Origin of the sequence: Nonlabens xiamenensis, assembly GCF_003865345.1 — a bacterium.
Classification (GTDB): domain Bacteria; phylum Bacteroidota; class Bacteroidia; order Flavobacteriales; family Flavobacteriaceae; genus Nonlabens; species Nonlabens xiamenensis.
Map to the genome: position 1 here is coordinate 376,144 of NZ_RMVE01000004.1, position 17,347 is coordinate 393,490.

Below are 17,347 nucleotides of genomic sequence, written 5' to 3' on the forward strand. Positions count from 1 at the left end.
TTTTAATTTTTGGGTTTAGGTTGAGATCCTACTTTGGATTTACGGCAAAAATAAGCATTAACAGCCTTTTAATTAGGTAAAAGGATCTTAAAATACGGTCTGCAAAGACCCCGAATGTACCCGAAAACAATATCCAACAGCTACTGCTAACAGTCGATACTTTTTCAAATTTACAGATGTGTCTAGTAAGAAAGCACGATGCTATGACAGCCAAAAACTTCAACATGAAGCAGCAGAGTGATGGCTAACGTGATATGCCGCTTTATCTCACCTGTTCTGGCTTTAGGATCCAGCATAAGATAATAAGCCAAAGAAGGATTTATATCCTTAAGAAAAGCGATGCACTGGCCGTGCTGTATTCTCCAAAAGTAAAATCAGCATTAAGATTGAAGGCTCCCAGAGTGAGTTTGGCACCAATGGTACCTAGAGCTCCACTTACATCTGTAGAAATAGATAGCGGATCCTCTACGGTCGCAGCAACTGGAAAGAATACGGTACTGGACCTAAAGGTGTAAGTTCCTAACAAATCTGTCTGAGTAGTACCGGTCACATAATTTAAACCTCCATAAAGATTAAATACTTTGAAATTAGTACTGGCGATAGCTGCAAAGCTGAAACTATTGGCCTTGCTCTCGATGCGTTGATCACTTCCATCAACCACCAGACCATCCTCAAAATCGTATGTCGCATCCAACCTAGAATAACCTACCAGGACAGAACCCGCAACAGGAAAACTTTCCGCCTGTTCTCCAAGTATCAATTGGGTTAGTTCCCACTGCAATCCAGCGCCATACAATCCCGTTTCTACTTCATCTGTCTGAATTTTTGGAATAAATCTGGCTTTTAATTCCAATCCAGCTCCCAGTCCAATACCTCCCTGTAGAAAAACTGAGGGAACTATATCTAAACCAGTACTACCCAACCCCTGCGCCAGGGTGATCCTATCTTCTTGAATAATCAATCCTGTGGTAGCGTCTCTACTACTGATGACCAATTGCTGATCTGGGTCGTTTTGGCCTAGAGCGGTAGCTACCAATCGAGGGAGATTGCTTCCATCTCCAAAAGTGACAGAAATATCGCCCGGCGGATTATTAGACGCGTCATAACTGTCTTGAATAATTTGTTCATATGCTTGCGGAGAAAGCAAAAAGCTTTTCTTCTCATCGGGCGCAAATGTCCCCTGTGCTTTTATTTGAATGGTAAATTTACCAGGCTTCAGAGCGTGTCCATCATCGTACCAACCAGACCCCAGATTAAAGGTAAAGGCTTCAGCAGCGGGTCGGGTATAATCGTTAGAATATTTATTTGCCGCTTCAATTCCTGCAGCGAGAATATCTGCAAAACCGTTTTGGGCGATTCCCATCCAACCACATAAACAGACAAAAACGATACAAAAAGCACTTCTCATAATCGGGAGATTTTATTCAAAGAAAAACCCTTTGAACTGAATTTCAAAGGGTTTTGCAATCGGTTAACAATATTGTTATTTAGGCATCAATATTGGCATATTTGGCATTTTTTTCGATAAACTCCCGACGTGGCGGTACTTCATCGCCCATCAGCATGGAGAAAATTCTATCCGCCTCGGCCATACTATCAATAGATACTTGTCTCAAGGTACGGAACTCTGGGTTCATGGTCGTGTCCCATAACTGATCCGCGTTCATCTCTCCTAGTCCTTTGTATCGCTGAACGTTGACTCCACCACCAAAACTCTCAGCGATCTCATCGCGCTCTTTGTCGTTCCAAGCATATCTTTTCTTTGCTCCCTTCTTAATTAAATAAAGTGGAGGGGTAGCGATATAGATATAACCATTTTCAACCAATTCCTTCATATAGCGGAAGAAGAAGGTCAGGATCAAGGTTGCGATATGCGATCCGTCGATATCGGCGTCACACATAATAACGATCTTGTGGTATCTCAACTTATCCAGATTAAGTGCTTTTGAATCCTCTTCTGTACCTACGGTCACTCCCAGTGCGGTATAGATATTTCGGATTTCTTCATTTTCAAAGACTTTGTGCTGCATGGCCTTTTCTACATTGAGGATCTTACCTCGCAGCGGAAGAATAGCTTGGAAATTACGATCCCTTCCTTGCTTAGCTGTTCCTCCTGCAGAATCACCCTCTACCAGAAATACTTCACAAAGTGTTGGGTCAGTTTCAGAACAGTCAGACAATTTCCCTGGCAATCCACCTCCGCTCATCACTGTTTTACGCTGCACCATTTCACGCGCCTTTCTGGCAGCATGTCTAGCCTGAGCAGCAAGTATAACCTTCTGAACGATGATTTTTGCATCGTTAGGGTGTTCCTCCAGATAATCTTCTAGCATTTGAGAAACGGACTGAGACACAGCGCTCGTGACTTCCCTGTTTCCCAATTTTGTTTTGGTCTGTCCTTCAAATTGTGGTTCAGCTACTTTTACTGAGATAATGGCGGTCAAACCTTCTCTAAAGTCATCCCCAGACACATCAAACTTGAGTTTATCCAGTAGACCACTGCTATCTGCATATTTTTTCAAAGTCGTTGTCAAGCCTCGACGGAAACCAGCCAGGTGTGTTCCACCTTCGTGGGTATTGATATTGTTGACGTAAGAATGAAGATTTTCTGAGTAGCTATCATTATAAATCATAGCTACCTCTACAGGTATTCCATTCTTTTCCCCTTCCATGGATATCACGTCTTCGATAATGGGGTGACGGGTATCATCCAAAAAACGGATAAATTCCTTCAACCCTTCTTCAGACTGGAAAGTTTCAGTAATAAAGTTACCATCCTCATCCTTACGGCGTTCATCCGTAATAATGATTTTAATTCCTTTGTTTAAGAAGGAGAGTTCACGTAACCTGTTGGCTAAAGTTTCATAGTTATATTCCGTAGTTTGCTGGAAAATGGAACGATCTGGGGTAAAAGTCACCACAGTTCCTCTTTTGTCTGTCTCTCCAACTGCCTTTACCGGATAGAGGGGTTTTCCTCGCTCGTATTCTTGCTCCCATATTTTTCCATCACGGAAAACTGTGGCTTTTAAGTGGTCGGAAAGCGCGTTCACACAACTCACCCCTACACCGTGTAATCCTCCGGATACTTTATAGGAATCCTTATCAAATTTACCTCCTGCACCTATTTTGGTCATAACAACCTCTAGTGCAGAGACGCCCTCCTTTTTATGCAGATCCACTGGTATCCCACGACCATCATCAGAAACAGTAATACTATTATCTTTATTAATCGTGACTTCTATATTGTCACAGTGTCCGGCAAGGGCCTCATCAATGGAGTTGTCCACTACTTCATATACCAAGTGGTGCAATCCTCTTACTCCTACATCACCGATATACATCGATGGTCGCATGCGCACGTGCTCCATTCCCTCCAGTGCCTGAATCGAATCAGCACCGTAATTTTTCTTCTTTTCTTCGCTCATAAAATGCGTGTGGTTTTTACTGTAATATGCGTAATGAACAAATATAAGAAAGCCATAGTGTTTACAGGACTTCAGGCAATTAAAACGCTATTTAAGTTATTAACAAACTATTAATAGGTATATGGCATTAAGATTGCCATTTTTAGGCTTAAAATACACCTGCACCCATGAATAGATATTTGTCGGCACTTGCCATTACATGCCTTGCGCTCTTTAGCGCAGCACAATCTCAAAATAACCTCAACTTCTCAGCCTTGGATAAGAGTCCGCTGGATGTGGTGATGTACCGAGATACTGATAGAAATGCGATCGCACGGGTCATCTACAGCCGGCCTAGCAAAAAGGACAGAGATATTTTTGGAAATTTGGTTCCATATGGAGAAATATGGCGAACTGGCGCCAACGAAGCCACCGAAATTGCTTTTTATCAAAATGTATACATCAACGATCAACTGGTGCCTGCCGGGTCCTATTCCATTTACACTATCCCAGGACCTAATTCCTGGACTTTTATCCTGAACAAGGCAACCACACAGTCTGGGCTGGAATACGACAGTAGTCAAAACCTTCTGCAAGCAGAAATGGACATCATTCCTTCTCCACAAGAAATCGAATCCTTTTCCATCAGTTTTATGGAGCAATCCAACGGCGGAATGATCTTCTTAGGCTGGGATGACACTATTGCCAGCTTGCCATTTACCTTGGAAAAATCTTAGGGGATATTAAGGTATTTATGCGTTTGCAGAGAGACTTGCCAGTTTGGATTGTCCATCACAAACGCTGTAATCAAGGGAATCATTTTTTCCCTGACGGACCACTCGGGCTGGAGATATAGTTTGCAGTCAGCCGATACTTTTTCTGATTCCGCTTTCGCGAAAGCGAAGTCATGCTTATTGTAAACTATCACTTTAAGCTCATGAGCAGCTTCATAGGCCTCATCCAAGGGCATTTTTGCTTTTTTGGGAGATAGACAAATCCAATCCCAAGAACCCGTTAACGGATAGGCGCCACTGGTTTCTATATGCACGTCCAGACCCTTTTCCTTAAGACCAGCGGTCAACGGCTCCATGTTCCAGGTCAAGGGCTCTCCTCCCGTTACCACAATGGTATTGCTATATTTTGCAGCATTTGCCACAATCTGATCCACTGCAGTGGGCGGGTGTTTCTCTGGCGCCCAACTCTCTTTCACATCACACCAATGACAACCTACATCGCATCCACCAACCCGGATAAAATACGCGGCTCGACCCGTATGGTAGCCTTCTCCCTGAATGGTATAGAATTCTTCCATCAGAGGCAACATGGTTCCTTTCTCTACTTCCTGCTGTACCGTTTTTTCTAGCATGCGACAAAGATAAGCCAGTAGTTCTACACTGACCGCCAAGTTACTTCAAAATATAGCTGGCTGCTTTCTGCTGTAGTTCATCCAGTATATGTAACATCTTCCTCATACGGTGCTCATGGATTTCTCCAGGATATAAAACCTTTATAATTTTGAAACAATCTCACTCATCAGGACTTGGTCTTTGAGGTTAACGAATCAAAATCATCCTATTAACGTATTTTTACGTGTAAATTAAAGTTGATGTCTAAGCAAGAAAGTTTTTTTAAACATATTACTGAATCTTATCAACCCAAAGGGAGGTCGATTACCATGGGTGCTGCGATGATTGACGGTCAGGCCTTAACTGGAGCCCACGTCAAAATTCCATTAAAAACAATGAACCGCCATGGCCTTATCGCTGGCGCGACTGGAACCGGAAAGACCAAAACCTTACAAATTATCGCCGAGCAGTTATCCCAACAGGGGGTTCCAACTCTACTTATGGATATCAAAGGTGATCTTTCTGGGATCGCTGCCGAGAGTCCGGGACACGTTAAGATAGATGAAAGGCATGAGAAGATAGGTCTTGAATTTAAGAAGAGAAAATCACCTGTAGAGATCATGACCATTTCAGAGCAGGATGGTATCAGGTTACGAGCTACGGTGAGCGAATTTGGCCCGGTGCTGCTTTCGAGGATTCTAGACGTCACCGAAACCCAAGCGGGTATTATCTCGGTTATTTTCAAATATTGCGACGACAACAAATTACCTCTACTGGATCTGGAGGACCTAAAAAAGGTACTTCACTATGCCACTGGAGTCGGCAAAGCAGAATTTCAAGAGGCTTACGGGCGAATCTCTACCTCATCTACTGGAGCTATATTAAGACGCATCATTGAACTAGAACAACAAGGAGCAGACTTGTTTTTTGGAGAGCGCAGTTTTGAAGTACAAGATTTGTTGCGTAAAAACAAAGATGGACACGGCTATGTCAATATCATTAGACTGACAGACATCCAGGACAGACCAAAGCTATTTTCTACCTTTATGCTGAGTCTACTCGCCGAAATTTATAGCACTTTTCCTGAACAAGGTGATAGTGAGCAACCTGAATTAGTGCTATTTATCGATGAAGCGCATCTCATTTTTGACAATGCGAGTCGTGCGTTGCTGGATCAAATAGAAAGCATTGTTAAACTTATCCGCTCCAAAGGTGTGGGCCTCTATTTTGTAACCCAGAATCCGACAGATATTCCAGACGGTGTCCTGGGACAGTTGGGATTGAAGGTGCAACACGCATTGCGTGCTTTTACTGCCAAGGATAGAAAAGCCATCAAATTGACCGCACAAAATTATCCCTTGACGGATTACTACGATACAGCCGAAGTGTTGACTTCATTAGGTATTGGAGAAGCCTTGATCAGTGCATTGGATGAAAAGGGAAGACCAAGCCCACTAGCGGCCACATTATTGCGCGCACCAGAAAGTAGAATGGACGTGCTAACAGATCGGGAATTGGGAGACCTGATTGCCGATTCACCCCTGACTGACAAATACAATGAAGTCATTGATCGGGAAAGTGCAGAGGAATTACTCCAGGTAAAGATAGAAAAAGCCAACGAAGCTGAAATTAAAGCCAAAGCGAAAAAAGAAAGAGCCAAAGCAAGCCCTTCCAGGTCCAGAAGCCGTTCAAAAGAGAGTCCGTTGATCAAGGTATTGACAAGCGCCACTTTTATTAGAGGCGTTATGGGCATTTTAGGCAAGGCATTGCGCTAAGAATCGTTAATTAAAAATTAACAATATCAAAAAAAACTATTGATTTCTCGTGTAGTTAAGAGAAGCCTCGTAATTTTACCCTTTAAACCCGATACATGAAAAAAGTATTTTTAATCACCTTCGCCATTGTACTCTTTGCCAGTTGTGCCGACGAACAGAATCCGTTTGAGTGGAGCAAGGACCGCGTAGGACACTTGACCAAAGGAACCCAAGTCTATCAGCTGGACAGTTTATATCAAAATGATAGTATAGTAAGAGCAATCAAAGGTGACGAGTTCAGCAATGGCGCCAATGCTATTGAGGTCTATGAAAAAGGAGGTGCTCATTTGTTGACGCTGACTCCCAGTGAAGCCTTGGATAGTACGGCAGTAATAGAAAATATCATCATTCGTGACGACAGATTTATCACAGAAAAAGGAATTACCAAAAACAGTAGTTTTAAAGAAATCGATGAAGCCTACAAGATCTCAAGTGTAGACAATATGATTGATGATGCGGTAATTTGGGTGAATGACCAGAACTTTTACTTTACTATTTCAAAAGAAGGTCTACCTACAGACGTCAAATTTGACATCAGTGCCAACATCGAAAAAACCATGATTCCAGACGACACCAAACCACAATACATGTTTGTGGCCTGGTAAATAAGAAAGGATGAAGAGATTTATACAAAAAGCCATACCTAAGTTGTATGGCTTTTATTTTAACCTATTGCAACTGTTTTCTTCTCAAAAGGCTGCAGCATTGGCCCTAAGAGTATTCAGTATCCCACGCAGTGGCTTTCTCAAAGAGGATCAGCAGGCTTATTTGGATAAGGCCAGAAAACAACAAATAGGCTATGAGGATGGTTTGATTATGTTGTACCATTGGAAAGGAGATGGCCCAACCGTTTTATTGAACCACGGATGGGAATCCAATTCTTGGAGATGGAAGTACCTGATCGAACCGCTCAAAGCAGAAGGATACAATATTGTCTCCATTGATGCTCCTGCGCACGGAAATAGTTCTGGGAAGCTATTTACTGCGGTCAAATATTCCAAAGTCATCCGCACAGTAATGGAGTTGTACGAGCCCAGTATAGTCATAGCCCATAGTGTAGGCGCAATGGCAACAATTTATCAAGAATCACAGCATCCTCACCCATTTCTGCGTCGTTTGGTGTTGCTGGGAAGCCCCAACAAACTCGAAGTGATCATGAAAGGCTATCAGAACATAGTTGGGTTCAATAAATCTGTCTATAGTAGCCTCAATCAACACCTGAACCAGCAGTTTGGCTTTCAAATCAAAGAATTCAATACCGCCGATTTTGCAAAAAAGGTAAATGTTCCTACATTACTGATCCATCACACCGAAGATGCCATTGTAGGTTATGAAGCCATGCAAGAAATTGCAAGTCAAATGCCTAATGCCACCACCTACACCTCTTCCACCGGTGGTCACAGCTTGCACACGCAAGAAGTAATTGACCAAGTCATGGAATTCTTAAGGAAATCAGATTTGCCAAATAATTAACGGCATCAATAGAAGGCTTTTCATACTTTTAAATAAAAAGTAATGGAACGACCGAGTATCAAAAACGAAGATCAATACGAGGCTTTAAGGGATCAAGGTTACAGTAAAGAGAAAGCTGCTAGAATCGCCAACACCCCAAACGCAGGCAAAAAGGGCGGGCAAGCAGAGCAGTATGAAAAACGCACCAAGGAAGAACTCTACGACAAAGCAAAAGAAGTAGATATTGAAGGGCGTTCGACTATGAGCAAAGACGAATTAATTGAAGCCTTAAGAAACAACTGATCGTGAGCCGACAAATACCAGCCTCCATTATCCGACAATTTTTTATTCTGCTTTTTTTGCTAGGATTATTATTCCTGATCTCTAGGGAAATGATGACCTATCTAGGCGGAGTGTTGGGTGCAGTGACCCTTTATGTCTTATTGGAACGCTTCCAGGTGTGGCTGGAAGACAGAAAATGGAAACCCGCTCTTGCTGCAAGCCTGTTGATATTTTTATCTTTTGTAATTATCCTCCTGCCTATTGCAGGTATAGGTATGATGCTTACCTCCAAAGTAAAGACGGCTATTAAAAATTCAGAGCAAATCACTGAAGCTGTCAAATCACAATTGGACAGTCTGGAAGAATTTATTGGCTTCAATTTGTCCGAAAGCATAAGTTCTTCTGAAGTGAGTACTTGGGTGTCTGACAATATTCAAAATCTGGCCAGTTCAGGAGTTAATGTCATTATATCCGTAGGTATTATGTTTTTCCTGTTATACTTTATGTTGGTAGAACGAGATACTTGGAAAAAGGCAGCGATGACATATATGCCACTAAAAAAGAAAAACCTGGAAACCATTGCTGATGAAAGTGTAGACTTGGTAAAATCTAATGCGATTGGTATTCCACTGGTTGCCTTGCTTCAAGGTGTTGTAGCATTGATTGGGTACTTTATATTTGGAATTGACAATCCATTTTTTTGGTTTGTAATCACAGTAATTGGCAGCATGATCCCTTTTGTGGGAACCGCTTTGGGAATATTACCCGTCTGTATCCTGATGTATTCACAAGGTAATACTGGGGGAGCTATAGGCATGTTAATTTATGGAGCAGTGGTCGTAGGCTCGACCGATAATCTTTTTAGATTGGTGGTGCAAAAACGACTGGCTGACGTACATCCGCTGGTTACCCTGATCGGAGTCGTTGTAGGTGTTCCACTATTTGGGTTCATCGGACTGATATTTGGCCCTCTACTGGTAAGTTTATTTTTATTACTGGTGAAAATTTATAAGAATGAATACGGAAAAGAAGGAGAAGGGATTTAAGCAATAGCCTGACTTCAATTTTACGATAATGCGTATTTTTAACACAAACAAAATTTGAATGAGTAAAGTAGCAAAACTTCAAGATAAGATAGATGAAAAGTTTATAGAACAGCGCAAGCTATTCATTTGGGGAATGGTCGATGACAAAACCGCCAAGCACTGTGTGGATCGATTGCTGTACCTGGATGCCCTGAGTGACGAGGAAATCACCTTTGTGATCAACAGCCCTGGAGGTTATGTGACCGCAGGTTTTTCTATATATGATACGATGCAATCCCTGAACAGCCCAGTAAGTACAGTATGTAGTGGTCTGGCTGCTTCCATGGGTTCCATTTTATTATCTGGTGGTGCAAAAGGACGCCGTTTTATCCAACAACACGGGCGAGTGATGATTCATCAGCCTAGTGGTGGTGCAAGAGGTACCAGTGTTGATATAGAAATTACCGCACAGGAAATCATGAAGACCAAAGAATTAAGCGCCCAACTGTTGGCCGAGAATTGTGGGCAGGACTTTGATAAAGTCATGAAAGATTTCAATCGCGATTACTGGATGGGTGCCGATGAAGCTGTGGACTACGGCATCGTAGACGGTATTCTCTAAGGAAAACAAAAAAAGTTGGCACAGCCTCCAAAACAACTGAAGCTCAGAAAGCTGTTCAGATACTATTTCAGGATATTACGATTGTGCTTTTGGCATTGGTAGTGTGTGGCGGTTTACAAGGTATTAATAGCGAGTAGTAACTTCAATAATTTGCATTGAGGATGAATAACCTTTCTCAATGGATGATTTGGATAATGGTTCCTCCTATGCTGACTTATAAAGTATTAACAATAATAAAGTTCATATGAAGCTTACCCCTTTCCACCTGGCGATTCCGGTAAAGGAAATCACTACCACCCGAGCATTCTACAGAGATACGCTAGGTTGCGTAGAGGGCAGAAGTTCGGATCACTGGGTTGACTTTGATTTTTTTGGTCACCAACTGGTTATTCATATCAGCGAGGAACGGCAGAAGGAGGCAGTGAATCCAGTAGATGGAAAAGCCGTCCCAGTGCCACATTTTGGTGTGGTATTGGAATGGGAAGTTTTCCACGCTTTCGCGAAAGCGATCAAAGAAAAGGGAATCGAATTTATCATTGAACCATATACCAGATTCGAAGGTCAACCTGGCGAACAAGCCACTATGTTTTTTAAGGACCCCAGCGGAAATGCCTTAGAATTCAAATCATTCAAAGATTTTAATCAAATATTTGCCACATGAAACTATTTAATCGATTAAAAAATTTACCTGACGAGGAATATACCTTACAGGAAATTGAAGCTACTTCTATCTCAGACGTGGATGAGGCCATTGAACAAGAAGAGTCTATCACCCACAAGATTGCCAACAGTGGTTTTCTGAAGAAGTATGCCAAAATGGGGCAGATCATGTTTATGATGATCAAGGATTATAGAAAAGGGATTTACACCAAAATACCCTGGTTTACCATTGCTGCCATTACAACAGGTTTGTTATATGTATTTAGTCCAATCGACTTAATACCTGACTTTATTCCAGGCTTGGGATTCATTGACGACCTCACCGTTCTTTCCTTTATTACAGGATGGATAGAAACAGATTTACACAGTTATCTAGACTGGAAGCTTAAACAAAAAGCCTACTTAGAAGCATCATAAACCTTTTGACCATTGATGTAGGTTTGCTCTACCGTGAGCTTTGGAATTTCATCAAGATCTACCTGCATGATATCTTTTTTCATCAGAATAAAATCTGCTGCTTTTCCTGGTTCAAGGCTTCCTTTTTCCTGTTCTTCAAAATTGGCATAAGCAGCCCAAATGGTCATGCCTTGTAATGCCTCTTTTCTAGTTAACGCCTGTTCTGGGAGAAACCCTTCTTCAGGAAAGCCAGAGGTGTCCTTTCTACCAACCGCAGCATAAAAGGTTAAAAATGGACTCACTTGTTCTACCGGATAATCAGTACCGAGGGCAAGCCTACCAGATTCATCAAGCAATTTTTTATAAGCATAAGCACCTTTGATACGCTGGCTACCCACCCTATCTTCTGCCCAATACATATCGCTAGTCGCATGCGTTGGTTGTACAGAAGGAAGAACATTGTCGTGATCAAAAAAATGGAAGTCCGCCGGATCAACTATTTGAGCATGTTCCACCCTCCAGCGTCTATCTGTTGAACCAGATAGCAATTTCTTGTAAGTTTTTAATACTACATAATTGGCACTATCACCGATGGCATGGGTATTCATTTGATAATCGGTTTGAGCGATACGCTGCGCTGTATTTTCAAATTCCTCCACACTGCTCAACAACGCACCAAAATGATTATGCTGATCTGAGTAGGGTTCTTTCATAGCTGCACCGCGACTTCCCAGCGCACCATCAGCATAGAATTTAACCGATCTTACATGTAAACGATCAGTTTTAATAATTCCTTTGGAGAGAAAATAGTCCAGATTTTCTGGCGTATTACTCACCATGGCATAGATTTTAATACGAAGATCGCCAGCCTGCTGTAGGCTATCAATCAATTCGATCGTCGCCTGATGCAGCCCAGCGTCATCCACTGTTGTCAACCCATAAGAAAGGTTGATTTGTTGGGCATCAAGCAAAGCCGTAATATCCTCTTGCCTCCCTGCACTGGGAAAAACAGCTTCAACTAGCTCCATTGGGTTATCGACAAGTATACCGGTTAGTTTTCCATCCTTACGCACGATATCTCCACCCTCTATTTTAGTATCTACATTGATTCCCGCCAGATCCAAAGCCGCTTGATTGGCAATCATAGCGTGACCATCAATTCGTGTTAGCGCTACAGGTGTATCGGGGAACATCTCATTCAGTCTGGCATTGGTGGGAAATTCTTTTACCGACCAATCATTTTGATCCCATCCGCGGCCAATGATGAAATCAGGTTGGCGCTCCTCATTAAATTGCTGCACGCGATCCAGAACTTCTTGATAGCTTTGGGTCCCCACTAAGTCTACTCGTTGCAGCTGTTGACCCAATCCATAAAAATGGCAGTGAGCGTCAATAAAACCAGGATATATGTATTGTCCTTGCGCATCGATTATATCTTTGGATTCAAAATCTGCTAGCATATCTATGGAAGAGCCGAGCGCAACGACTTTGCCATCACGTATGGCCAAGGCCTCCGCTTGGGAAAATGCTTCATCCACAGTATATATATTAGCATTAGTGACAATTAAGTCGACCTTTTCTTGAACAGGTTGACAGGCAGTAAGTCCGAGAATACAGAATAAGAACAGTAGTTTTTTCATTAGGTTAAAAATAAGGTGAACTGGGCATTCTAAAAAGCTTTTGTTCATAGACCGTTCACTTGCCTGGTCATTGACTTTGGTTCAGTGTACATTGGATATATAATCTTGGCATATTTATGAAAACCCCTATCTAAATTCATGAATCCAGTGTCAATCAATCCTTTATAACTATGCCAATTGCCTTTTCCCTATTAGTTTTGGACAAACAAAAAGTTTGATCCCCATGAATTTTGAATAGCCATGGAATTTAAAAATGATCGGGTATCTACTTTAAGTTATTTCAATTTTAATCATTCGCTAAAACCATTTCAACATGAAAACTTTAATCATTTCATTATTCGTACTCTCTGCAAGTATTTCATTCAAGGCCCAGCCTGTAGAATCACCTCTATCTGAAGGACAGCGATGCTGCACAGATAAACAACAGTGCGACGAAAACCGAACAACGTCTAATCGTGTATGCGTCACGTTTTCAGACCATACGGATCGACTGGCAGCGTCAAGAGCTGAATTTTCTGCCTGTCTCAGTGCTCGGGCCATGAGTGTTGGTGCCTGTGGATCAAGCGCCTCGATTACGGTAAGTAAATGATCGGGAATTAAAAGTTGTGGTAGAATAATCTTTGAATAGAATGAGATAGCTATTGATGTTGGGAACTAAACGAATTGCTTTCTTTTTAAGGATTTCATCGATATTCTAGAAGATCACTTTTTGAAGATTTTTTCTACCACACATTAAATTAAAAATCTATTGAAATATGAAAATTTTACTTCCTCTCAGTTTGCTATGTTTTGCTCTCATACAACACGATCAGCCGCAAACAGAGATTCATCAGGTTGAATATCTATTTTATATCAACGATCCTGATCCCAATTGGGGCCTACATGATTCCTACATGACTAAGGTAGTGACTGATGGGAGTCTGTCGAATAGTTTATCGAAAGATGTAGATACAATCATACCCCTTTCCGATGGTTCTATCCTAGAAACTATGAATCCTTATTTCGTAAAAGACTATCACTTGAAATCAATCTATAGCAGCACTGAAGATGAATTTGTATTGAATATGGGATCTATTTCGCGACCAATTTACATTTCAGATCAGGTACGTTTGGATTTCACATTAGGTACGGCCAAGAAAACCATATTGGGATATACTTGTGACCAGTACTATCTGAATTATGAGGGGCGTCAATATGAGGTGTATATCACGGATCAACTTACTTATCCTATTGGTCCCTACAAATTTATTTCCCCAATAGGGGCAGTGCTTGAAGTACGGAGTTTTGATAATGCAGTGAGTATTGTCGCAAAGTCCCATACAATTTTGGAACAATATGAGTTACAAAGCTCGTTTGCCGAAAAGCCTAGCATGGATTTTCAATCCTTTGTGGCTCTTTACATGAAGCATTACACTGATCTTAAGACCAAACTTGAGTCCGAATTTGAAAACTCTGAAAACTTCTTTACCAGCCGTAAAATCGAAATATATCCTAATAAATATGATAAACGCCAATAACATACTTTGCTTGATTTTTATCTTTGGCTGCTCTCTGGCCACTGCACAAGAATCAACAAATCATCAGCAAATCATCGATGACACTTACCAAGAGCTTCTGGACAGTAAAAGAAGTTTTAGATTGTTATGTGTTTCCGATCAGGAAGATCTTACCACCGGACTTTTTATCGGCTTGAATAGGGATGGAAAAATAGGTGTTTCCTTCAGGGAATATAGTATGTCTAAAAATAAGTTTGCCAGCCTGCCCAATTTGTTTAAAGACTATGATCCCTATAAAGAAATAGACATCATGCATCATGGTGATCCTCCTAAAAGAACAGAGCTACTTTCCTATCGCATCAATTTTGTGTTATCTAAAGAAATACTCGCAGATGTTTTGAATAGATATTTTGACCTAAAATCCGCTGACAGAAAACTTTATCTAATGTTCCCATGAGCATGGTTGGTAGATTGTCATAAAGCATTCGTACATCAATGAGTCAACAATAAATCTCTACTAATGCAAAATAAACCTAGAAGTCTGATTTTAAGGAATATCAACTGAATTGAGATGGTGAGTCTTATCCTTTCCTATGACCAGAAGCTTTAAGTTGGGTATTGTTTAATTAAAAGCTACCTGTTCCAACCAACTATCAACTTATGTTTAAATGTATTTTAGGTCTGTTTATTTTCCTTGGTTTAGTTCAGTTTCTCCCTGCACAAACCATAGAAGCGGTCAACGAAGCGGATATCGGCATTCCAGATGTTCGGATCCTGATTGAGGATGCGGACCATAAAATTCTATTTATGGGCAATACTGATGCCCAGGGAACTTTACAACTTCCAGAGCTCAGTGGCTCCGTAAGCTTGCGAACTTTCCACCTGTCCTATGAAGAACATATACAGCGGTTGGAGCTTCCGCAAAAGCGGGTCAAAATACAATTGATAAAAAAAGTCAACCAGTTGGACGAAATCACCTTTCAATTGAGTGGGTTTATAAAAAGGTCTGGAGATACCACAACAATTTCCCTCCCTAAAATCAAGGATGGAAAGGAAAGAAGTGTGTTGGATCTTTTGAAAAAAATTCCTGGCGTCGAATTATTGGAAGATGGTAGTGTGATTTTTGAAAACCACAGAATCACCGATGTATTGATCAATGGAAAGAAGCTCTTTGACGAAAACTATAAAACGACCCTTGAAAATATCCAGCCACATAAAATGACTGAGGTCCAGTTCATCACCAACTATGACGACGACAGTATTCTGGAAGAAAAGGAACATCCTGAAACCGCCATGAATTTGGGATTTGAAAGGGAGTACTTTTCCTCAGCCAGCGTAGATATAGGTGCGGGAAACGCATTTGACATGGGCGGGACACTGTTGAACTCCAATTCCTTGACCTCCTCCTACCACTCTTATAAATTTAATAATTATGGAAAAGCTTTATACCGTAGAAGATTTAGCGGAAGTACATCTGGCTACTCAGAACCAGAAAAAGTTAACCTGCTTGAAGAGCATTCATTAGATTACTTGAATTTTGCAGGTTCGAGTAAGAACGACGACATTAACGAGTCCCATTTTTTTGATAATAATATTGCGGTACAATGGGACAATAGTTTGGAGTTGAACATCAAGAACAATAATATTTGGGAGCAACTGGAGCGCGAAAACACTAATCTGTACCAATTTTTTGACGATGATAATACTATCCGAACAGACCGTAGGAGGCGGATGGTAGATTATACCCATAACGATTTTGCCATTAAACTGAAAAAGAAATGGAAAAAACGATTGATGGTGGTACAGCTTGATGGGCGACAATTAAGGTATGGCAAAAACGAACGCAATCTTTTAAACAATATAGAAAACCTGAACACTATACGGACAAATGTGACCGATTTTGGCATCTATCTCAATTATCAGGATATTGAAAACACCAAGCTTCCCTTTACGGTCCAAGGAAACTTTTATCAAACAGAACTTGATGAATCCTTTCAAAGCATCGGTTTGTCAAATTTTGATCAAGAATTGAAAAAGAAGAATTCAAATCTTCATCTGGCGCTGGATAAAAGACTGTACTCCAGCCAGAAATTAGGCCTGCAATTAAGCAGTGAGAACCGCTTGGAATCCTATCATTTGAAATTGAACAACATGGATACGCTCAATGAGGAAACCTATTTCATTCATGGTTTGGAAGGACGATTATTTCAACCTCAAAAGCAGTTCCAAAACTACCTTTCTCTAGGGTATAGATTCTTACGATATCAATTAGACGACGACACAAAGGTTGCTATGTTTTATCCTTATCTGGATGCCAAATGGTCCACTCAGAAAAAAAATAGAAAATGGAACTATCAGACTGCCTTGACCGCACAACCGCTTTTTATTCGGAATCAATGGTTCAATAGAGAAAACCTCTTTGTTGATTTCAATCGCATTGTACGGAATGACCTGATGAATGAAGTGGCCTACCGGGTAGATGGTAGATTTGAGGTCAGCTACCGTAACGGGCATTCCAAATATACTTCCTTATTCAACTTTGAATTTCAGGACAAGTCCGTTTTTATAGATTTTGATATTGATGAAAACATCAGTATAATCAGTTATGCGCGTACGGATGCGATCGTGTATAGGTTGAACAAATCATTTTCTTTCGACACTTTACTCTGGAGCAGTTTTTTCTTAAAAATCAGCAACAGCAACTCGATTCAAAACTCTTACTACCGACTGAATACAAGTAACTCTCAGATCGATGAAAACAGCATTTTGGGCAATAGCTTGGGAGTAGAACTTAAGCGTAGGCATAACAAACAACTATATTTGGGCAGTAAGGCTTCCATCAATAGTTTTAGAATCATCAACCAGCCTGGCTTGCCGGCCAATTTTGACTATCACATTGAATTTTTTTCAGATGTGAATTGGCGCCAGTTCAAATTCTATCCGAAATGGAAAATGACCAAATTCAAGAACAGCGAAACCTACCAGAATCTTTCCCTCGAGATCAGCTACACTCCCGAGGGGTCTCAGTTTCACTTTGGTCTTAGAGCTTTCAATTTATTAGACAACACTGGGCTCAACAGCTTGAACATTAACAATATATATGAACTAAGAAGACAAACCAACATCTTGGAGCGCAGGGGGTTCGTTTATTTAAGTTATAACTTTTAACAACCATCCAAAACTTCACCTAAGACCCTGGACAAATCATGG

16 protein-coding genes are annotated in these 17,347 nt (G+C 41.0%); 12 read left to right on the top strand and 4 right to left on the bottom strand.

From position 1 onward, the window contains the following. Positions 1-319 precede the first annotated feature (319 nt). Positions 320-1,408: a DUF6588 family protein gene (locus EGM47_RS12450; protein ID WP_124981144.1), complete on the bottom strand. Its 1,089-nt coding sequence runs from the start codon at positions 1,406-1,408 to the stop codon at positions 320-322. A gap of 79 nt (positions 1,409-1,487) precedes the next feature. Further along, positions 1,488-3,425: a DNA topoisomerase (ATP-hydrolyzing) subunit B gene (gene gyrB, locus EGM47_RS12455; RefSeq protein ID WP_124981145.1), complete on the bottom strand. Its 1,938-nt coding sequence runs from the start codon at positions 3,423-3,425 to the stop codon at positions 1,488-1,490. Between the two features lie 167 nt (positions 3,426-3,592). Here gyrB and EGM47_RS12460 point away from each other — a divergent pair, with 167 nt between their 5' ends. Continuing rightward, positions 3,593-4,141, top strand: coding sequence for a DUF2911 domain-containing protein (locus tag EGM47_RS12460; protein ID WP_124981146.1), 549 nt, complete (start codon positions 3,593-3,595; stop codon positions 4,139-4,141). Here the strand turns inward: EGM47_RS12460 and EGM47_RS12465 are convergent. Next, complete coding sequence (locus tag EGM47_RS12465) at positions 4,138-4,770, bottom strand: 7-carboxy-7-deazaguanine synthase QueE (RefSeq protein WP_124981147.1); 633 nt, start codon at positions 4,768-4,770, stop codon at positions 4,138-4,140. The two genes, EGM47_RS12460 and EGM47_RS12465, sit on opposite strands and share 4 nt — an antisense overlap. Before the next feature lie 240 nt (positions 4,771-5,010). On the opposite strand from EGM47_RS12465, the gene EGM47_RS12470 reads away from it, so the two are divergent. The 8 genes from EGM47_RS12470 to EGM47_RS12505 all read left to right on the top strand — a co-directional run bounded on the left by EGM47_RS12470 (position 5,011) and on the right by EGM47_RS12505 (position 11,022). Continuing rightward, positions 5,011-6,525 carry a helicase HerA-like domain-containing protein gene (locus tag EGM47_RS12470; protein ID WP_124981148.1) on the top strand — a complete coding sequence of 505 codons (1,515 nt, stop codon included), beginning with the start codon at positions 5,011-5,013 and terminating at the stop codon, positions 6,523-6,525. A 95-nt stretch (positions 6,526-6,620) separates the two neighbouring features. Then, complete coding sequence (locus EGM47_RS12475; protein WP_124981149.1) at positions 6,621-7,169, top strand: hypothetical protein; 549 nt, start codon at positions 6,621-6,623, stop codon at positions 7,167-7,169. A gap of 10 nt (positions 7,170-7,179) precedes the next feature. Continuing rightward, entirely contained in the window at positions 7,180-8,037 is an 858-nt protein-coding gene (locus tag EGM47_RS12480; protein WP_164510886.1) for an alpha/beta fold hydrolase, read from the top strand. A gap of 42 nt (positions 8,038-8,079) precedes the next feature. Beyond that, positions 8,080-8,319, top strand: a complete 240-nt coding sequence (locus tag EGM47_RS12485; protein WP_124981150.1) for a DUF7218 family protein — start codon at positions 8,080-8,082, stop codon at positions 8,317-8,319. A 2-nt stretch (positions 8,320-8,321) separates the two neighbouring features. Further along, entirely contained in the window at positions 8,322-9,344 is a 1,023-nt protein-coding gene (locus EGM47_RS12490; RefSeq protein ID WP_124981151.1) for an AI-2E family transporter, read from the top strand. A gap of 58 nt (positions 9,345-9,402) precedes the next feature. After that, positions 9,403-9,945 carry a ClpP family protease gene (locus tag EGM47_RS12495; protein ID WP_124981152.1) on the top strand — a complete coding sequence of 181 codons (543 nt, stop codon included), beginning with the start codon at positions 9,403-9,405 and terminating at the stop codon, positions 9,943-9,945. 244 nt (positions 9,946-10,189) lie between these two features. Continuing rightward, complete coding sequence (locus EGM47_RS12500) at positions 10,190-10,606, top strand: VOC family protein (protein ID WP_124981153.1); 417 nt, start codon at positions 10,190-10,192, stop codon at positions 10,604-10,606. After that, the gene (locus EGM47_RS12505; protein WP_124981154.1) at positions 10,603-11,022 is read left to right on the top strand and encodes a YkvA family protein; all 420 of its coding nucleotides are present in this window, start codon (positions 10,603-10,605) and stop codon (positions 11,020-11,022) included. The genes EGM47_RS12500 and EGM47_RS12505 overlap by 4 nt, the downstream gene beginning before the upstream one ends. Here the strand turns inward: EGM47_RS12505 and EGM47_RS12510 are convergent. After that, positions 11,004-12,641, bottom strand: a complete 1,638-nt coding sequence (locus EGM47_RS12510) for an amidohydrolase (protein ID WP_124981155.1) — start codon at positions 12,639-12,641, stop codon at positions 11,004-11,006. The genes EGM47_RS12505 and EGM47_RS12510 overlap by 19 nt on opposite strands. A gap of 755 nt (positions 12,642-13,396) precedes the next feature. Between EGM47_RS12510 and EGM47_RS12515 the strand changes: the two genes are divergently transcribed. The 3 genes from EGM47_RS12515 to EGM47_RS12525 all read left to right on the top strand — a co-directional run bounded on the left by EGM47_RS12515 (position 13,397) and on the right by EGM47_RS12525 (position 17,305). After that, positions 13,397-14,158, top strand: a complete 762-nt coding sequence (locus EGM47_RS12515) for a GLPGLI family protein (RefSeq protein WP_124981156.1) — start codon at positions 13,397-13,399, stop codon at positions 14,156-14,158. Positions 14,159-14,168: 10 nt separating this feature from the next. After that, positions 14,169-14,594 (top strand): hypothetical protein, encoded by a 426-nt coding sequence (locus EGM47_RS12520; protein ID WP_124981157.1) that lies wholly within the window; start codon positions 14,169-14,171, stop codon positions 14,592-14,594. 203 nt (positions 14,595-14,797) lie between these two features. Then, entirely contained in the window at positions 14,798-17,305 is a 2,508-nt protein-coding gene (locus EGM47_RS12525; RefSeq protein ID WP_124981158.1) for a hypothetical protein, read from the top strand. Positions 17,306-17,347: the final 42 nt, after the last annotated feature.

What these genes read in the sequence shown, in the direction of transcription:
- EGM47_RS12515 (WP_124981156.1), top strand. Translation starts at nt 13,397, where the DNA reads ATGAAAATTTTACTTCCTCTCAGTTTGCTATGTTTTGCTCTCATACAA.
- EGM47_RS12450 (WP_124981144.1), bottom strand. Translation starts at nt 1,408, where the DNA reads ATGAGAAGTGCTTTTTGTATCGTTTTTGTCTGTTTATGTGGTTGGATG.
- EGM47_RS12485 (WP_124981150.1), top strand. Translation starts at nt 8,080, where the DNA reads ATGGAACGACCGAGTATCAAAAACGAAGATCAATACGAGGCTTTAAGG.
- EGM47_RS12510 (WP_124981155.1), bottom strand. Translation starts at nt 12,641, where the DNA reads ATGAAAAAACTACTGTTCTTATTCTGTATTCTCGGACTTACTGCCTGT.
- EGM47_RS12495 (WP_124981152.1), top strand. Translation starts at nt 9,403, where the DNA reads ATGAGTAAAGTAGCAAAACTTCAAGATAAGATAGATGAAAAGTTTATA.
- EGM47_RS12475 (WP_124981149.1), top strand. Translation starts at nt 6,621, where the DNA reads ATGAAAAAAGTATTTTTAATCACCTTCGCCATTGTACTCTTTGCCAGT.
- EGM47_RS12460 (WP_124981146.1), top strand. Translation starts at nt 3,593, where the DNA reads ATGAATAGATATTTGTCGGCACTTGCCATTACATGCCTTGCGCTCTTT.
- gyrB (WP_124981145.1), bottom strand. Translation starts at nt 3,425, where the DNA reads ATGAGCGAAGAAAAGAAGAAAAATTACGGTGCTGATTCGATTCAGGCA.
- EGM47_RS12470 (WP_124981148.1), top strand. Translation starts at nt 5,011, where the DNA reads ATGTCTAAGCAAGAAAGTTTTTTTAAACATATTACTGAATCTTATCAA.
- EGM47_RS12465 (WP_124981147.1), bottom strand. Translation starts at nt 4,770, where the DNA reads ATGCTAGAAAAAACGGTACAGCAGGAAGTAGAGAAAGGAACCATGTTG.
- EGM47_RS12500 (WP_124981153.1), top strand. Translation starts at nt 10,190, where the DNA reads ATGAAGCTTACCCCTTTCCACCTGGCGATTCCGGTAAAGGAAATCACT.
- EGM47_RS12525 (WP_124981158.1), top strand. Translation starts at nt 14,798, where the DNA reads ATGTTTAAATGTATTTTAGGTCTGTTTATTTTCCTTGGTTTAGTTCAG.
- EGM47_RS12505 (WP_124981154.1), top strand. Translation starts at nt 10,603, where the DNA reads ATGAAACTATTTAATCGATTAAAAAATTTACCTGACGAGGAATATACC.
- EGM47_RS12480 (WP_164510886.1), top strand. Translation starts at nt 7,180, where the DNA reads ATGAAGAGATTTATACAAAAAGCCATACCTAAGTTGTATGGCTTTTAT.